Consider the following 17,159-nt stretch of genomic DNA (forward strand, 5'->3'; position numbering starts at 1 on the left):
TATTTATGTTTTGTTTGGGAAGTTTATTCAAAAAAACCCATGTTGAATAAAATTAAACAACTCCAAACTGCACTTGCTTACACTAAATCAGAAAACTATGGCGATTTTGCAATTCTCAAAGCTGATATTTTAGGAGCGAAAGCTTCGCCAGAAATCGCTGATAAATTAACGAATGTTGCAGGATATTATCCCAAAATAAATTTAGATGAATTAATTCAGTATCCTCCTGGAACTTTTGGGAGAGAATACGCCGAACATATGAAATTAAATAATCTCAAACCCTTAAATATAAGTCCAGAATTAGAAGAAGTTGCGAAGCGTAATGTATTTGCTTTGCGATATGTGATTACCCACGATATTTTTCATGTATTACTAGGCTTTGATACTAGCTACGCTGGAGAAATTGGTGTTTTAAGTTTTGCGGTAGCTCAAAATTACAGTAAATCACAAAAAATTAGCCTTTGGTTTGCAAAATTACTGTATCCTATTCTCGCTCCAAAACAAATAAAAGGGATTTTTTCTAACCTCAAAAAAGGTAGAGAATTAGGAGAAAAAGCAGAATTTTTACTAGGCTATCGCTTTGAAGAACATTGGAAAGAACCAGTTCATCAAATTAAATCTCTACTGGGACTATCAGAAATAAAAATCTAATGTTCTAAAGACGATTGCTATTACTATTTTCTCTATATTTTAAATCTCTAAACAAATAGTTCAACTACAAAAATCATGACTACAGCAACACCAAACTCTACAATTCAAAATCCCATCAAAACACTCCCACGCCCACATGAATCAATATGGTATCAAACTATTTGGGGTATAGCCAAACCAGTGAGTTACTTTGACACCATGCAAAAACGCTATGGAGATATATTTGTCACACCTCAATTTGCTGGACTTCCACCCCAAGTAATTATTAGTAATCCTCAGGCGATCCAAAAAATTTTTACCGCCGATGCTTCTATGTTCCAATCTGGATTAGGAAACCAGATGATCCAGCCAATTGTTGGCGATCTTTCTTTATTATTAATGGATGGCGATCGCCACCTACAAAAGCGTAAATTATTAATGCCTCCTTTTCATGGGGAACGAATGAAGACTTACGGAACAACCATTCGTGAAATTACTCGCAAAGTAACGGAAAAATTAACCGTAGGAGAAAAATTTATTGTCCGTCCTTTAATGCAAGAAATTTCCTTAAATGTCATTCTTCGTACTATTTTTGGGCTTAAGGAAGGTAAAAGATATCAACAAATAGAACATGCTCTAATTGGGATGTTAGATATTTTTGATAATCCTTTAAATGCAAGTTTTCTATTTTTTAAACCACTACAAAAAAATCTAGGGTTTGTAACTCCTTGGGGAAGATTTATTCAAAAACGAAAATCACTAGATAAATTGCTTTATCAAGAAATTCGCGAACGACGCGCTCAAAAAGAACACACCGGTGAAGATATTTTAAGTTTATTATTATCAGCGCGGGATGAAAATGGCGAAGGAATGACAGATGAGGAACTACGCGACGAATTAATGACGATGTTATTTGCCGGACATGAAACAACTGCAAATGCATTAACTTGGGCTTTATATTGGATTCACTATATTCCGGAAGTAAAGGAAAAATTACTGCAAGAATTAAGTTCCATCGATGCTGAAAATATAGATGCGATGGAAATAATGGGATTACCTTATCTAAATGCAGTTTGTTCGGAAACTCTGCGAATTTACCCCATTGCCTTCTTTACTTTAATACGAATTTTACAAGCACCGATGGAATTAATGGGTTATGAATTCTCCCCGGGTACACCGTTAGCACCATGTATTTATTTAACCCACCACAACCCAGATATTTATCCCGAAGCGAAAAAATTTAAACCAGAAAGATTTTTGGAAAGAAAGTTTTCTCCCTATGAATATCTACCTTTTGGTGGTGGTAGTCGTAGGTGTTTGGGTTCGGCATTCGCAATGTTTGAAATGAAACTAGCACTTGTAACTATACTATCAAAATATTCCCTTAAACTTGCACAGAAACGTCCCGTGAAAGCTGTACGTAGAGGAATTGTATTTACACCTTCAGGCGGAGTGTGTTTGACAGTGGACAGTTAACAGGTAACTGATAAGGAATGAGAATTTAATAGCCTATAATTCTGAAATTTGGAATGGTGCGTTACGCGATGCTAACAGCACCCTACTTTTGTACTTTATTTAATCCACATTCCTAAGTGATACCTGATAACTGTAGCTCATAAGGGCGTGACGTTACCCATAAATTGGTTTACTTAAGTGACTCGATCGCGGGGGGCGAACCATCAGATTTTACCCAAGCTATTTGAGCAATATCATGACTGTTAGCATATTCTCGAATATATTCGGCATCCTTTTCTTCTAATTGGATTTCTACCCTCACTAAATGGGTTGAGCTTCGCAGTCTTTCTGCATAAGCAAGAGCTGCAGCATAAGCTTGGGAGGATTGAGGTACCACCAGCCAATGGCTTGGGGGGATGTTCTGCGGTAATTGCTGACTCGAAAGCAATAATTGATGTAAATCTTCAATAAATACTGAGAAACCAATACCAGGAATATCTTCTTTCTGGGGATGATACAGCCCCATCAATCGGTCGTAGCGACCACCACGACCTAAAACCTGTGATTGAGATTCAGTATCACCAATAACTTGAAAAACAATACCGGTATAATAATCTATGGTTTGAATTAAGCTTAGATCGAGAATTAATGAAAAATTTCCTTGGGATCCCAATAAATCAACAAGGGACTTTAAATTATTAACTGCTAATTGTTGCGGTTCGTCTAAATCTAACTCACTAACTTGCTGTAAAACTTCCTTTGGATCGCCCCGCAAATCCAGTAAAATTCTTGCCCGTTCTCGCAGTTCGTCGCTTAAAGGTAAATTATCGATAGTGATACGATCCAAATGTGCGATCGCACTACGAACTTCAGGTTGTAAATCTTCAGGAAAAACAGAAAGAAGCGAGCGTGTAATACCCGCTTCTCCCAATATTAAATGCCAACTTTTTAAACCTACAGCTTCCAAGCAATCTGCAAGTAACAGCAAGATTTCGGCATCAGCGAGTAAACCACCTCCACCCAAGAGTTCTACCCCAGCTTGATAAAACTCATGTTGGCGATTGTGTCTGAGTTCGCCGCTGCGTTGAAACACATTGGCGTTATAGTAAAGGCGCTGAGGATAGGTCACCCCAGCCATTCTTGTAACCGCCGTCCGAGCAATGGAAGCAGTCAGTTCCGGGCGTAAACCCAATTCCTCATTTTCATCACTTTGTAATTGAATTACCGCTGAACGCCCAATAGCTCCCTTCGCCATTAGGGTATCCATACGTTCCAAGGTCGAGGTAATAATCTTGTGATATCCCCAACGGTGAAATACCTGCTGTATTCGTTCTTCGATCCAGGTTTTTTGAGTTACATCTAAGGGTAATAGATCCCTAGCTCCCGCCGGAGGTTGATACACCATTTTATTTTTTCTTTCCACCAAACAAACCGCCAAACAAACCGTTCCCTCCAGATTTATTTGGTTGTTTTGTCCCGGTATTTAGCTTCGCCGCAGACTTAGCACTACCGGGTTTTTTACCTAAAATCTGTTCAATTTTACGTTTTCCCGCTAACGCTTGTTCGTCTTTGGGGTCCAATTGTAGGGTTCGGTCAAAATGGACTTTAGCCATCTTGATTTGATTTTGCTTTAAATAGACCACTCCAAGCAAGCTATGACAACAGCTATTATTTGGTTCTAATTTCAGAGCATCTTGTAATTCTACCCTGGCTAATGCCAGTTGGTTTTTATTAATTAGCTCTTGAGCACGGCGAATATACTGACTAGTCGCTGAAAGTTCTGCTGAAGGTGTTGATAGTGAATTTTTGGTTGAATTTTTTGGCGATGAAGACGTGAGTGGCGAAGATGAAGTATTATTGTGATTCTGAGGTGATGCTGTAGTTGGTGCAGGTGGCGAAAAAGTTTTCCCGCCATTTCGCATTAAATAAACCACATTTAATTCACTAATTTGGGCAATTTTTTCTAAAACTTGCTGCAAAGAATCGTACTGTGCCGTTGCCATATTTGCGATCGCACTTTGATAAAGATGATCAATATTAGGAGCGCTAGCCAATTGTCTAGCTCCATCAGTATCTAATTGTACGGAAGCAGATTCTTGAATTAAGCGTCTACTCATTTGTGTTAGTATAGCAATATACTCGGCACGAGAACGTTCATGAGAAAGCTGTTCGTATGCTGGATTAACTAATTTTGAGAGTAAATCGCTAGCCAACTGTTTTTCTATAGTGCTACCAGAAGCACAGCGATCGGGGTGCAAACGTCGCGCAATTTTGAGGTAACGCTTACGAATTTCCTTGGGATCCGCATCCACAGGAATGCCTAAAACAGCATGATGATCAGTCAAATCGTATTTGAATAACCCGCGTTCGATTCTAAAAGACATTTTTGCAGTTATCGTAGCCGATAGATTTTGTCTAGTTTACTCTCATTTCAAAAAAATGTAAGATAAATGACATCTTAACTACTGCCAAGAACCAAGGGGTGGTACTGTTTTTAGAGCTTGACTTAAAGAGTTATGAATATAACCATTCGTTGCGAGAATTCTTCCACTTTCTAAAATAATTGGAGAACCATCATAGGCAGTTACTTTAGCACCAGCTTCTCGGGCAATAACTATACCAGCAACAATATCCCAAGGAGAAAGACCCCTTTCCCAATAACCATCTAATCTTCCACAGGCAACATGTGCTAAATCTAACGATGCAGAACCGCCGCGTCGCACACCTTGGGTTAAATGGGTTAAATGGCAAAATTCTGCGTAGTTATTGTCTGAAGTTTCACGTCGGTCATAAGCAAATCCCGTAACCAGTAAACTTTTACTCAATTCTGAAATTTGGGAAACTTTAATTGGGCGACGGTTAAGAGTTGCACCCAAACCTTTTGCGGCTCGAAATAATTCATTGCGCGAAGGATCGTAAATTACCCCTACAGCAGGTTCCCCATCAATTAACAAACCGATAGAAACTGCAAACGTCGGGTATTGATGGGCGTAATTAGTCGTACCATCCAGAGGATCCACCGCCCAAAGATATTTATTTTTGCGATCGCCCAAAGCGCCCGACTCTTCCGAAAGAATTGCATGTTCGGGGAAGTGACGCTGTAAAGAATCTAAAATTAGAGCTTCAGAAGCTTTATCCGCAATAGTAACCAGATCCCCAGGACGACCCTTTTCCGTAATCGAATCTTCTAACTTACCGACATAATCCAGTAAAACTGCACCAGCAGCCAACGCCATTTCTGTCGCAACATCAAGAAAAATTTGTAATTCATTCATTACTTCTTACTTCTTACTCATTACTCATTACTTCTTACTTCTTACTTCTTACTCATTACTTCTTACTTCTTACTCATTACTTCTTACTCATTACTTCTTACTCATTACTTCTTACTCATTACTTCTTACTCATTACTTCTTACTTCTTACTCATTAATTCTTACTTCTCCCCAGTCGCCAATCCCCAACCCCCCCTTCACCGATATATCCGACGAAATTCACCAGGAGTAAGGCGCATGGGTTTTTCTGGATTCCAAATTCCCTTACCCATAAGTCTTGCATATTGTTGAGCGCGTTCTAGACGTAAATCGTATTTGTGGTTAGGAGAGCGGGGAACAAATAGGGCGTAACCTTCCTTAACTAGTTCTTCATTCAAAAGGATTTTATCTTGCCATGCATAAGCCAGCATTCTTCCAAATCGATCTTTTTCTTTGAGATCGAATTCCAACTTGACAGGTTTATCCCCAATTAGCTCCCGTAACCTTTGAGATGAATCCTCACCCCAAGGACGTTGTCGTCTATCCGGTGCATCGATACCAATTAATCGCACCTGAGAATTTAAATTAGATTGGGAACCTATAGCGATCGCATTAAGAGTATTCCCAGAAGGAACTCCCACTATTTTTACCTGTGGCTGAATCGTCTTAGAATTTGCATCCTTTGGTTGACAACCCACCAGTAAGAAAATTAATAAACAGATAACAAGCAAAAAGTAAAATTTAATCCCTAAAGTAGAGACGTTAAATTCTACGCCTCTACGATATTTATGGTGTTGCAACGAAAATAAATCAAACATCAATGTAGTTTATTGTTCCCCATCCCTTAATCTTAGTTTTTTGCTACCCAACTAATCCTCATCCAATGGTAAACCAGCTTTTACCTTGCCCTTACCAAAGTAACGTCCAAACTGAAGTTCGTAAACTTCATCTTCATCTTGTGTTTCAACCTGCAGGTCAGAACGAGCATAGCTGACACACAGGAGAGCGTAACCCTGCTTGCGTAATTCTGGGGATAGTCCTACCGCTTCAGGTTGGTAAATCTCTCCAGAAATAACTCTTACGGCGCAGGTAGTACAAGCACCATTACGACAGGAAAATGGTAATTCTTTTCCTTGTCCTTCAGCGGTATGGAGAATATAGCGATCCTCAGGGACTTCTATGGTATGTTCGGTACCTTTAGCGCGATCGCGGATTTGAATTTTGTGTGTCTGGGACATCTTTAAAGTCGTCGATTTTGGGCAATATTTTTTATTTACTATCTAATCATTGCATTTTTTGCAATCTCATCCTACAATTAGACCTTGTGAGCCTGGAGAGATGGCCGAGTGGTTGAAGGCGCAGCACTGGAAATGCTGTTTGGGGGCAACTTCAACGAGGGTTCGAATCCCTCTCTCTCCGTTTTAATTAAATACTTATATACCTTCTGTTTTGATTTTTATCCGATTTTGTGGGTATTTTAGAATAATCTAAGTAATCGTATATTTTTAGATGTAAAAAATCACAAATATTTGAATCAGGTAAATTTTTGACATTTATCTATCGAATTACTGCACTATCACCTCAAGTAGTTTTTTCAAATAACTTTTATTTCATAGAAACTAGAATTCCTTTAAATAATCTACAAACTTAATACCGCAAAACTTCCGGAAATCTTAAATTTTATACTGATATTAGTAAAGTAAGATAATTGTCAGTAATATTACTAATATTTGTATTTTAAATCACTATATCTAGCGAATGTTAGACATATCTAGTATTAGACTCACCGTATCTTTTATCGATCCTGAATTAGACGAAGAAGATAAAGACCAAGAAACTCAGAATCTTCTCAGACAGATGAGGGAACTGGATGAAATTGAAAATGTAGAAAGATTAGTTGATTTTTACATTCCTGACAATAGTAAATCAATTACAGCTAAAGCATTAGCAGGAGCAACTGCAATTGTCAAATCTGAAAATACCAAAAAAGTATGGAGTTTTCTCACCGAACGCCTCAATCGCAAACAAATTGAAATGTCCTTAGAAGCAGCAGACGGGAGAAAAATTAACCTCAAAGTCAGGAATCAGGAAGAATTCAAACTAGTCATGCAAGAAGCACAAGAGTTTATTAAGGTTTAAGGAAGTAAATGGCGAAAATAGCGGTGCTAATTGGGGTTAGCGAATATAAATATGGTTTAAATCCTTTACCTGCAGCAATCAAAGATGTGGAAGCGATGCAGAGAGTGTTGCAGAATCCAAAAATGGGTGGTTTTACCCCTGATAATATTACAGTACTTAAAAATCCCCAACGGCAAGTAATGGAAGAAGGTATTGAAATGCTTTTTTCTAGCTGTCAAAAAGATGATTTGCTACTGCTTTATTTTTCCGGTCACGGCATTAAAGACGACCATGGTAGACTTTTTTTGACAACTCCCCTTACTCGTAAAGATCGTAAAGGAAAATTAATCAGAACTACAACCGTTGCCGCAAGCTTCATACATGAGATAATGGAAAACTGTCGTTCTAAACGACAGATAATTATTTTGGATAGTTGCTTTAGTGGTGCTTTTGCTGAAGGTATGAGGGCAAAAGATGATGGTGTTGTAGATATTAAAACTCAACTGGGCGGAGAGGGAAGAGCAATTCTCACTTCTTCCACCGCTTTTGAATATTCTTTTGAGCAACAAGGTTCAGACTTATCAGTATATACTCGTTACATTGTTGAAGGAATTGAAACAGGGGCTGCAGATATAGATGATGATGGTGTAATTTCGGTTGATGAAGTGCACGATTATGCAAAGAAAAAAGTGCATAAAGCCGCACCAGCAATGAATCCAGGTATTTTTGCCATTAAGGAAGGTTACAAAATCAAAATAGCGAGAGCACCCATCGGTGATCCGAAATTGGAATATCGCAAGGAAGTAGAGAAGTGTATTCGTGATGGTAAGGTTTCCACAGTAGGTCGCCGTATTCTCAAACGTCGACAAAAAGAATTAGGCTTATCAGCAGAACAAACACAACAAATTGAGAATGAAGTTTTAGAACCGTTGCGTATCAAGCAACAAAATCTCAAAGAGTATGAAGAAACTTTCCGAGAAGCTGTTGAACAAGAAGGTAATTTGAGTGAGTTAACACAAAAAGAGTTAAAGCGCTTTCAAGAACTCTTGCGACTTAGAGATGAAGATATTGCAGCGATACACAAGCTTGTAAATACTACACAATCAGTTGATGACGGTTGGGAAGAAAAAATACCTTCTCCTTCAAAAACTCAAGAGATATATCAGACGTCTATCCTAGAAAAAAATCAAACTGACGATCCAAATACACAAACAGAACCTGATGATCTCAGTTCAGAAACAGGTGTAGACTACACCAAACTCCAAGACTTGCTAGCATCAGGTAAATGGGAAGAAGCTGATAATGAAACTTGTTTAGTAATGTTACGAGCTTTAGGACGTAGAGCAGAAAAAGGAAATCTTCTCAAAAGAGAAGAACTTTTAAACTTTCCCTACACGGATCTTCACACGATTGACAATTTATGGGTAAAGCACAGTAAGGGACGCTTTGGCTTCAGCGTGCAGAAAGACATATACCTGAGTCTTGGTGCTAAACCAGATAGTAAATATTACGAAGAAGCTTGGAAAAAATTTGCTGAACAGGTTGGATGGACAGTTATGGGAAGATGTGGAATAATACCAAAAGTTTTTTTTGATGTCTTATCTCCAACAGGACACCTCCCGTTGTTAGTATTTGTAAATTTTGAGGGAGCTTATTTGGTTTCTGCTCTTTTATCTCGTATAAGTAAATGTAAATTAAATAAATTATAAAGTATGGTGGGTTACAGCAAAATAAAAATTTGATGGTTAGAAGAATTCAAAATTTACCACAAAATACCGATGTCACATGGTGCGTTAGACCTATTAAAGTATCATTGAGAGTGCGATATAGTAATGGGTCTAACACACCCTACCATTGCTTGTTAATAAAAAAATTAACGCACTGTCAAATCTCTTCAACAATGCGTTACTACCCAAAAGCAAATATTTTTAAATCATCTCGCTCGCATAAATTAGCATCAAGCAATCTGAATATTATCTCCTTCCCACTTCACGCGAAACTTAGGAGAAACCTCCAAAGTCGAAAAACGAAAATACCAACCATACAAAAGTAACTCATCCAAATTATCAGACATTGGTAAAAAATGTGATGCATACAATCCAGTTCGCATACTACTTGGAATAATCGGATGAGAACTTACAGGTTTATATGGTCCTGCAATTTCATCTGCAACATACCAATGAATTGATGAATCTGTGACATTACCATCTACTTTTTCAACCCATTTTGGATTTAAATAACCTTTAAAGCAAGAAAAAAATAAATTATATTTACCATTTTTATATATTACTTGTGGTCGCTCCTTGTGATAGTAAGCCCACATGTGTTCTTCTCCAACTTCAGGTGTTGCTGCTGGTGGTAATAATTTATATGGACCAGTAATTCGATCTGCAACAGCAATTCCTACACACCCCAAATAATTTGGTTTAAATGTTTGTAAATCTATCTCTTCACTACCTTTAAAAGCAGTGGTAAAAAACATATAGTACTGATTTGTTTTTTCATCTTTCACAACATATGGATCGCGACATTGCAAATGCTGACTATATTTTGGTACGTATTCTCCGTCACCATCTAAATACTGTACAGAAAGACCATACCAAGGATTCGAAATCTCTGGTTGAACAATAGGCTTATTTGAATAACGTTCCCAATGCAAACCATCTGTAGACTTAGCTAAACCAATACCTTCATGCATTAGATTAGGCCAATCCGTACCAGCGCCTGAATAAAAAAGATAGTAAATACCGTTTTCCTTATATGTATAACCAGTAAATAATCTACCAGATTCCCATGAATTAGAATGATCTGGCTCTAGGATTACTCCCAAGTCTTGCCAATTTTTTAAATCGTGAGAAATAGCTCCATATATCCTACTATTTTCCCACCAACACATTGAATCAACTCCGGGCATACCAGCTAAATAAAATAGCCGATATACATCATCATCTTTAAAAATCCAAGGATCCCAAGATGGCAAACCTTTCTGTGAAGATTGGATAAATTTCGCTACGTAATTCTTCGCATAATCTTTAAAAGGAACCCATTTTTTTATTTCTTCTGGAAGTGTTAAAGATTCCAATATTGCCATGAAATTCTGGCTGAGAACATTAGAATTACGCATAGTTATAGGCTTAATAATCAAATGAAAATATTGGTTGTTTTTAGAGATAAATGCATACTACAACAAGATTTGTTCGCAAGATAATAAACTGCCAAAAAAATATCATTAGCAGCAAAAAAATATTTAAGTTAGCAAAAATACCCTTATCTTGTTTTTCTGATAACCCACAAGAATAATCAGTATAATATCTAACTCTTAATACAATTTGAAACGCCCTGGCAAAATAGTTTATTGAGCTAAGAATAATTACTGACTTTAGTATTATATTATTCTTCGTAATTGATTGAATACCAGAAAAAAATTACATAAACCGTAGAATTTTTATTGTTGTTTTAATAAAGCAATTAATTTTTTCTGTAGATATATCCTGGGATACCAAAATAAATATTTGTTTCAAGAGAATAAGTCAAAATCAAAAAGATATAGTGAAGCTAATAGAATTATTCTATTTAACTAGTATTCAGATATTATTTCAATCTTAAGAAATTTCAAATCACTCAAAAGCTTTTTATTGGGTAGATTATCTTTGTATCTTTCACTAACTTGCTGTAACAATAAAAACATACAAGTAAGTCCTGAATATTTTGATTTCCATAGAAATAGAAATTACAGTAAGATCTAAATTTGGTGAGCCCCACTTTAGTAATGGTGGTAAAACCGAATTATTCCGGCGCAGTAAAGCACAGACGCGAGCTAAAAATTCTTGTAGGTCAAAGGGTTTGGTAATATAATCATCCGCTCCAATCATCCGCTCCAGCATCCAAACCGATAACTTTATTAGTACTGCTTTCTTGAGAAGTTAAAAGAATAATAGGTGATAATATATTTTGCGATCGCGCTTGGCGAATCAGGCTAATTCCATCTAATTTCGGAAGCATTATGTCCAAAACAATTAGGTTATAGGTAAAAGCACTGGCTAATTCCCAACCTGTTTGACCGTCCTCGGTTACATCTACGGTGTAGTGTTGCTCCCTCAAAGCCTTAATAATTGGCTCAGAAATAAATTCATCATCTTCAACGATTAAAATTCTCATAAAGCTCAAGCTTCAGGAGTTGACTAAAATTTGTGCCATGAATCACAAAAATATATAAGTAACTAAGTAGTTAATAGTTACTCATAATGTGAAGTTTAGATGTAGTTTAACTGAATACTGATGATAATTTTACGGTTGATTGCAATATTTAATACGTTGTTTCTGGATAAATATTGTCAAAGATAGAATTTTTAGATTTTTATCTTCTTTGATACATATTTAATTACATATTTAATTACAAAACCCTTTCTGTCGCTAATCGCTGACTCCGATTCCTAAAGATGTAGAATATGCAATGCTTTATATGGTTTAACCTAGTTTAATCATCGTCGTTATGAGTACTATCAAGCCAGCCCGTATTACCAAAGTTTTAGCAGATTCAATTGCTGCTGACATTGGATTTGAACCAGGGGATGCAATTGTGAGTATTAATAATACTCAACCCCGCGACCTCATAGATTACCAATTTTTATGTGCTGATGAAATTCTGGAACTAGAAGTTTTAGATTCATCCGGTAAAATCCACCATGTAGAAATAGAAAAAGACTACGATGAAGACCTAGGGCTAGAATTTTCCACAGCGTTATTTGATAATTTAATTCAGTGTAATAATAATTGCCCGTTTTGTTTCATCGATCAACAACCACCAGGTAAACGTTCCAGCTTGTACTTGAAAGACGATGATTATCGCTTGAGTTTTTTGTATGGTTCTTACTTAACGCTGACAAATTTACCACAAAGAGAATGGCAACGCATCGAACAAATGCGTTTATCTCCTTTGTATGTTTCGGTTCATGCAACAGAACCAGATGTGAGAATTAGACTACTAAAAAACTCTCGAGCAGGACAGATACTAGAACAATTGCAGTGGTTTAAAGAACGGCGATTACAAATCCATGCTCAAGTAGTAGTATGCCCCGGTATAAATGATGCCCAGCATTTGGAACAAACTCTGTTAGACTTAGCGTCATTTCATAGCGTTGAGATACCGACTGTTGCATCGGTAGCGGTGGTACCAGTTGGCTTAACGAGATTTCGTCCCCAAGAAGATGAACTCGTACCTGTAACGCCTGAAAAAGCCCAAGAGACCATAAGGCAAGTACAATTGTTACAAGAGCAATTTCGTCAACGCTTTGGTTATACCTTTGCTTGGTTAGCTGATGAATGGTTTTTAATTGCTGGAGAGGAATTACCATGTGAATCTGAATACGAAGATTATCCCCAAATTGATAACGGTGTAGGTTCTATCCGTTTATTTCTGAAAAATTTTAATTTAGCTGCAGACAATTTGCTTCCACAAAAAGTATCAAAACGTGAATTTACTTGGGTAGTTGGAAATGCTGTTGAAAAAGCATTTATACCAATTGTTCAGCGACTAAATGTAGTGGATGGATTAGAAGTTAAGATGCAGGCATTATCTAGCGATTACTGGGGTCAAAATATAAGTGTTACTGGGTTACTAACTGGTCATGACTTACTTTTAAATCTTAAAGATATGGATTTAGGGAATGGAATTTTATTACCAAATGTAATGCTCAAACATGGCGAACTAGTATTCTTAGATGATATGAGTGTAGGTGAAGTTGCACAAAAACTAAACACAACTATTTTCCCTGTCGCAAATCAAGAAGAACTGATAAAAACTTGCATTCAAAATTGAGGTTAATTATTCATTTGTAACCTCAGTTAAGTATTTTTTGGAGTAATTACTTAGTAATTTGTTCCGTGTTATTGCCAAAAAATTAATTATTGTCTGAATTTAAATAATTCAAGTTTTCCTCAACTCAAATTTTCACGGTTGGGGAATAATAATGATGCAAATCTTAAATCAAATAAGTGTTTTGATTGTATTGAGTGAGTAAGCCGGGTAATAAATATCAATATAACCAAAATAAATTACAGCAAAATATTTTTTACAAAGCTTAAATCTCAATTTTAATTACATAGTTATTCATGAATATTTAATTTATTGGGGGTTTAGAGTGATAAATATCAAAATTGAAAATAACAGGTCGAGTATTAAATTAAGTAATAGATTAATTAATAGATTACAATCTCGCTTTAATTTTGATGTGAAATACAGTTTGATTTTAAAAATACAATCTAAATTTCTATTCAAAAAAAGTAGCTTAAAACAGCTAGGATTATTTGTTTTAAACTCACAAGTATTTATATTAAGTCATTGCTGGACACTACCTGCGATCGCTGCACCAGAAAAACCAGTTTTGAGTATTATGTATAGTCAGGAAAATGCTAACCAATGGGATGGAATAGATAAGCGTTTGCGGGCGGCAAATGTAAGTTACTGCATTGTACCTTTATCTCAGGTTAGAAGGGCTGCAGATCTGGGCGATCGCAAAGTATTATTTCTACCGAATATAGAAACATTGACACCTGCTCAGGCGATCGCCTTGGAAGAATGGATGAGCAAAGGTGGAAGATTAATCGCCAGCGGTCCAACCGCGAGTTTATCTGCACCTGGAGTTAGACAGTTGATGCGGACACTTTTGGGTGGTTACTGGGGGTTTAGTTTAAATCAAGCACAAAATCTCAGACCCTCAAAAACTAACTTTAGGCGATGGTCTGAGGAAGATGGCTTGTTTGGGAAAGTCCGTGGTGGTGTAGTTGTTCCAGAAAATTTAGCTGCTCAAACTGCCGCAGTTTGGGATTCTAAAGATTCGCCCACAGCAGTATTAGCAACTCAAAGAGCGACTTTTTTTGGATGGCGTTGGGGTGTAGATACAGCTGCTTCTCCCGAATTGGATATAGCTTGGTTAAATAAGACTATCCAACACTATATGAATACACCAGGAATAAAAAGTACAGTTGTTGGAGGTTCCACAAATTGTTTAAATTCAGTAGCTAAGTTACAGCAACCAAAACAAACATCTTATGCTTCCGGAACTTCACTTTCTACAGGTTTAGGTTCCAATGATTCCAATAATTTCAATAACCCTAAGAATTCAAGTAATTCAAATAATTCAAAGGTTTCTAGAACTTCGACTCAGGTTTCACCTTCCCACAATCGAGAAATAATTCAGATAAAGCCAAGACAAAGACAATTTGAAGCAATAGACCATCTACAAGATAGGATACCTCCAGCAACTACACCCAATTCTCGAGGAACTATAAGTCATCCTCAAACACTTGCACTGCAAAGAGATTTAGGAAATTTAATTGGGAGAGTAAAAAGTGCAAATCTAGCAGCTAGAGCCAGAAATGGAAACATAAATTTTCAACAAACAGCTTTAAAACAAGCAGTTACCCCAACCCAAGACACTTTAGCGCAAGCAAAAAAATTACTAAATAACCTACCAAATTTAATCGCGACAAAAAAATATCACAGAGCACGTCAGAAAGTGACCTCTGCAAAAGCACGATTATGGCAGCAATTCCCTGTGAATAATTTGTTTGCTCCACCAGAAATTCGCTCTATTTGGTTGGATCGAGGTACTATCGTCCGTGCTGCAAACGAGAAGGGACTCGCCAAAATCTTTGATAATTTAGCAAAAGCTGGAATTAATACCGTTTTCTTTGAAACATTAAATGCAGGGTATACAATATATCCAAGTAAAGTCGCTCCCCAACAAAACCCTTTAATTCGCGGCTGGGATCCCCTCGCTTCAGCAGTCAAATTAGCCCGTGAAAGGGGTATAGAATTACATGCTTGGGTGTGGGTATTTGCAGCAGGGAACCAAAGCCACAATAAAATTCTCAACATTAAATCTAACTATCCAGGTCCAGTACTTGCAAAACATCCGGAATGGGCTGCTTACGACAATCGGGGGAGAATGATTCCATCAGGGCAAAACAAACCCTTTTTCGATCCTGCTAATCCCCAGGTGAGAAAATATTTGCTCGAACTATATGAAGAAATAGTTACTCGCTATCAGGTAGATGGCTTGCAATTAGACTATATTCGTTATCCTTTCCAAGATCCCCGTGCTAACCGTACCTATGGTTATGGTAAAACAGCAAGAACTCAATTTAAACAAAAATGGGGTCTAGACCCGCTTTCCATTTCTCCTCGTCAAAGAGATTTATGGAACAAGTGGACAAAATTTCGTACCGAGAGTGTAGATAGCTTTGTCAGCGAAGTTTCCCAGCGACTGCGCAAGAAAAAACCCAACTTAATTTTGTCAGCAGCAGTATTTCCCTTACCCAAACGAGAGCGCATTCAAAAATTACAGCAACATTGGGAAGTTTGGGCGATGCGGGGTGATATAGATTTAATTGTTCCCATGACTTACGCTTTGGATACTTATCGGTTTGAGAAACTAGCACAACCTTGGATAATCTCGCGCGAATTAGGCTCTAGTTTATTGGTACCTGGTATTCGTTTATTAAATTTACCTACACTCGGAGCGTTCGATCAAATTCAATTAATTAGAGATTTACCTGCTAGCGGTTATGCATTATTTGCGGCAGAAAACCTAAATCCTCAATTACAAAAAGTATTTAGTCGTACCCAAGGACAGATGGGAACAGCCAACACACAACCTATTCCCCATCGTCAACCATTTCAAACTGCCACAATACGTTATGAAGCTTTACAAGCAGAATGGAAATTAGTTTCCCAAAGCCGGGAATTACAAATTTCAGCGAAAGAACTAACAAAATTTAAATCTCAAGCAAAAGTTCTCCAGGAAGCTTTGGAACAGTTAGCAGATAACCCCAATTCCAGCCAGTTAGTAACTGCGAAAGCATCTCTAACTCGTTTCCAATCTCAATTTCGTATCTGGATGCGCTCCCACCTCAGACAAAATCCTTACCAAGTGAAAGTTTGGGAAAATCGTTTAGCAACCATAGAGAGATTATTGCGTTACGGAGAAAATCTCCAAAGAGTTCGGCGAGTGCAGTAATAAGTAATGAGTGATGAGTAATGGGTAATGGGTAATGGGTAAAAGCCCGCGCCTTACGGCGTTAGCGGAGTGTGACACGACAGTGTCATTGTGGTAATGGGTAATGGGTAATGGGTAATGGGTAATGGGTAATGGGTAATGGGTAATGGGTAATGGGTAATGGGTAATGGGTAATGGGTCACCCCAGTCGCCAGTCGCCAGTACCTAATCCCCAATCCCCATAAGTATAAATAATCAAATGTATAAGATTCACAAAATGAGAAAATGTTGCCAATATGTAAATAAATGTTAATTTAGTATTACAGACAAAAAAACAACTTGTCTGATACATACTTAAATCAAAAACAGCAATTATCCGTACCATGACAACCGCATTACAAAGACGCGAGAGCGCTTCTTTATGGGAACGGTTCTGTCAATGGATCACCAGCACCGATAACCGCCTTTACATTGGCTGGTTCGGCGTGTTGATGATTCCTACACTATTGGCAGCTACCACCTGCTTCATCATTGCATTCGTTGCAGCTCCTCCCGTTGACATCGACGGTATTCGTGAGCCTGTTGCAGGTTCCTTGATCTACGGAAACAACATCATCTCTGGTGCTGTTGTACCTTCTTCTAACGCTATCGGTTTGCACTTCTACCCCATCTGGGAAGCAGCTTCCTTAGATGAGTGGTTGTAC

At 37.5% G+C, this 17,159-nt stretch carries 14 protein-coding genes, 1 tRNA gene and 1 pseudogene; 8 read left to right on the top strand and 8 right to left on the bottom strand.

The window, feature by feature from the left end; translation table 11 throughout:
- Positions 1–39 precede the first annotated feature (39 nt).
- Complete coding sequence (locus tag QNJ50_RS14575) at positions 40–651, top strand: Coq4 family protein (protein WP_300636371.1); 612 nt, start codon at positions 40–42, stop codon at positions 649–651.
- A 75-nt stretch (positions 652–726) separates the two neighbouring features.
- Positions 727–2,106 (top strand): cytochrome P450, encoded by a 1,380-nt coding sequence (locus QNJ50_RS14580; RefSeq protein WP_300636372.1) that lies wholly within the window; start codon positions 727–729, stop codon positions 2,104–2,106.
- A gap of 169 nt (positions 2,107–2,275) precedes the next feature.
- On the opposite strand, the gene QNJ50_RS14585 is transcribed toward QNJ50_RS14580, so the two are convergent.
- The 5 genes from QNJ50_RS14585 to QNJ50_RS14605 form a co-directional block, all read right to left on the bottom strand.
- Positions 2,276–3,490, bottom strand: a complete 1,215-nt coding sequence (locus tag QNJ50_RS14585; protein WP_300636374.1) for an ATP phosphoribosyltransferase regulatory subunit — start codon at positions 3,488–3,490, stop codon at positions 2,276–2,278.
- A gap of 1 nt (position 3,491) precedes the next feature.
- Positions 3,492–4,469 (bottom strand): J domain-containing protein, encoded by a 978-nt coding sequence (locus tag QNJ50_RS14590; RefSeq protein WP_300636376.1) that lies wholly within the window; start codon positions 4,467–4,469, stop codon positions 3,492–3,494.
- A 78-nt stretch (positions 4,470–4,547) separates the two neighbouring features.
- Complete coding sequence (locus tag QNJ50_RS14595) at positions 4,548–5,360, bottom strand: inositol monophosphatase family protein (RefSeq protein ID WP_300636377.1); 813 nt, start codon at positions 5,358–5,360, stop codon at positions 4,548–4,550.
- 196 nt (positions 5,361–5,556) lie between these two features.
- Positions 5,557–6,156, bottom strand: a complete 600-nt coding sequence (locus tag QNJ50_RS14600) for a thermonuclease family protein (protein ID WP_300636379.1) — start codon at positions 6,154–6,156, stop codon at positions 5,557–5,559.
- A 51-nt stretch (positions 6,157–6,207) separates the two neighbouring features.
- Complete coding sequence (locus tag QNJ50_RS14605) at positions 6,208–6,576, bottom strand: 2Fe-2S iron-sulfur cluster-binding protein (protein WP_300636381.1); 369 nt, start codon at positions 6,574–6,576, stop codon at positions 6,208–6,210.
- 94 nt (positions 6,577–6,670) lie between these two features.
- On the opposite strand from QNJ50_RS14605, the gene QNJ50_RS14610 reads away from it, so the two are divergent.
- The 3 genes from QNJ50_RS14610 to QNJ50_RS14620 all read left to right on the top strand — a co-directional run bounded on the left by QNJ50_RS14610 (position 6,671) and on the right by QNJ50_RS14620 (position 9,165).
- Positions 6,671–6,757 (top strand) — tRNA-Ser (locus QNJ50_RS14610).
- A 339-nt stretch (positions 6,758–7,096) separates the two neighbouring features.
- A complete protein-coding gene (locus tag QNJ50_RS14615) occupies positions 7,097–7,477 on the top strand; it encodes a hypothetical protein (RefSeq protein ID WP_300636382.1) in 381 nt (126 codons plus the stop codon).
- Positions 7,478–7,485: 8 nt separating this feature from the next.
- Positions 7,486–9,165, top strand: a complete 1,680-nt coding sequence (locus tag QNJ50_RS14620; protein ID WP_300636384.1) for a GUN4 domain-containing protein — start codon at positions 7,486–7,488, stop codon at positions 9,163–9,165.
- 248 nt (positions 9,166–9,413) lie between these two features.
- Here the strand turns inward: QNJ50_RS14620 and QNJ50_RS14625 are convergent, their stop codons facing one another.
- From QNJ50_RS14625 to QNJ50_RS14635, 3 genes are all read right to left on the bottom strand, one after another.
- Positions 9,414–10,580 carry a family 43 glycosylhydrolase gene (locus QNJ50_RS14625; RefSeq protein ID WP_300636386.1) on the bottom strand — a complete coding sequence of 389 codons (1,167 nt, stop codon included), beginning with the start codon at positions 10,578–10,580 and terminating at the stop codon, positions 9,414–9,416.
- Between the two features lie 538 nt (positions 10,581–11,118).
- Positions 11,119–11,328 (bottom strand): hypothetical protein, encoded by a 210-nt coding sequence (locus QNJ50_RS14630; RefSeq protein ID WP_300636388.1) that lies wholly within the window; start codon positions 11,326–11,328, stop codon positions 11,119–11,121.
- A complete protein-coding gene (locus QNJ50_RS14635) occupies positions 11,312–11,614 on the bottom strand; it encodes a response regulator (protein WP_300636389.1) in 303 nt (100 codons plus the stop codon). Before QNJ50_RS14635 ends, QNJ50_RS14630 begins: the two co-directional genes overlap by 17 nt.
- 334 nt (positions 11,615–11,948) lie before the next feature.
- Here QNJ50_RS14635 and QNJ50_RS14640 point away from each other — a divergent pair, with 334 nt between their 5' ends.
- The 3 genes and pseudogenes from QNJ50_RS14640 to QNJ50_RS14650 form a co-directional block, all read left to right on the top strand.
- The gene (locus tag QNJ50_RS14640) at positions 11,949–13,274 is read left to right on the top strand and encodes a TIGR03279 family radical SAM protein (RefSeq protein WP_300636391.1); all 1,326 of its coding nucleotides are present in this window, start codon (positions 11,949–11,951) and stop codon (positions 13,272–13,274) included.
- A 574-nt stretch (positions 13,275–13,848) separates the two neighbouring features.
- A complete protein-coding gene (locus QNJ50_RS14645; protein ID WP_300636393.1) occupies positions 13,849–16,476 on the top strand; it encodes a family 10 glycosylhydrolase in 2,628 nt (875 codons plus the stop codon).
- A gap of 362 nt (positions 16,477–16,838) precedes the next feature.
- Positions 16,839–17,159: pseudogene (locus tag QNJ50_RS14650) on the top strand (photosystem II q(b) protein); the annotation flags it as partial.

The organism is Mastigocoleus sp. MO_188.B34 (assembly GCF_030065675.1).
Lineage (GTDB): Bacteria > Cyanobacteriota > Cyanobacteriia > Cyanobacteriales > Nostocaceae > Mastigocoleus.

Bases quoted from the DNA above. Each gene is read 5' to 3' on its own strand.
- QNJ50_RS14585 (WP_300636374.1), bottom strand. From the start codon at position 3,490: ATGGTGTATCAACCTCCGGCGGGAGCTAGGGATCTATTACCCTTAGAT.
- QNJ50_RS14640 (WP_300636391.1), top strand. From the start codon at position 11,949: ATGAGTACTATCAAGCCAGCCCGTATTACCAAAGTTTTAGCAGATTCA.
- QNJ50_RS14580 (WP_300636372.1), top strand. From the start codon at position 727: ATGACTACAGCAACACCAAACTCTACAATTCAAAATCCCATCAAAACA.
- QNJ50_RS14635 (WP_300636389.1), bottom strand. From the start codon at position 11,614: ATGAGAATTTTAATCGTTGAAGATGATGAATTTATTTCTGAGCCAATT.
- QNJ50_RS14595 (WP_300636377.1), bottom strand. From the start codon at position 5,360: ATGAATGAATTACAAATTTTTCTTGATGTTGCGACAGAAATGGCGTTG.
- QNJ50_RS14605 (WP_300636381.1), bottom strand. From the start codon at position 6,576: ATGTCCCAGACACACAAAATTCAAATCCGCGATCGCGCTAAAGGTACC.
- QNJ50_RS14620 (WP_300636384.1), top strand. From the start codon at position 7,486: ATGGCGAAAATAGCGGTGCTAATTGGGGTTAGCGAATATAAATATGGT.
- QNJ50_RS14615 (WP_300636382.1), top strand. From the start codon at position 7,097: ATGTTAGACATATCTAGTATTAGACTCACCGTATCTTTTATCGATCCT.
- QNJ50_RS14590 (WP_300636376.1), bottom strand. From the start codon at position 4,469: ATGTCTTTTAGAATCGAACGCGGGTTATTCAAATACGATTTGACTGAT.
- QNJ50_RS14630 (WP_300636388.1), bottom strand. From the start codon at position 11,328: ATGATTGGAGCGGATGATTATATTACCAAACCCTTTGACCTACAAGAA.
- QNJ50_RS14600 (WP_300636379.1), bottom strand. From the start codon at position 6,156: ATGTTTGATTTATTTTCGTTGCAACACCATAAATATCGTAGAGGCGTA.
- QNJ50_RS14645 (WP_300636393.1), top strand. From the start codon at position 13,849: ATGTATAGTCAGGAAAATGCTAACCAATGGGATGGAATAGATAAGCGT.
- QNJ50_RS14575 (WP_300636371.1), top strand. From the start codon at position 40: ATGTTGAATAAAATTAAACAACTCCAAACTGCACTTGCTTACACTAAA.
- QNJ50_RS14625 (WP_300636386.1), bottom strand. From the start codon at position 10,580: ATGCGTAATTCTAATGTTCTCAGCCAGAATTTCATGGCAATATTGGAA.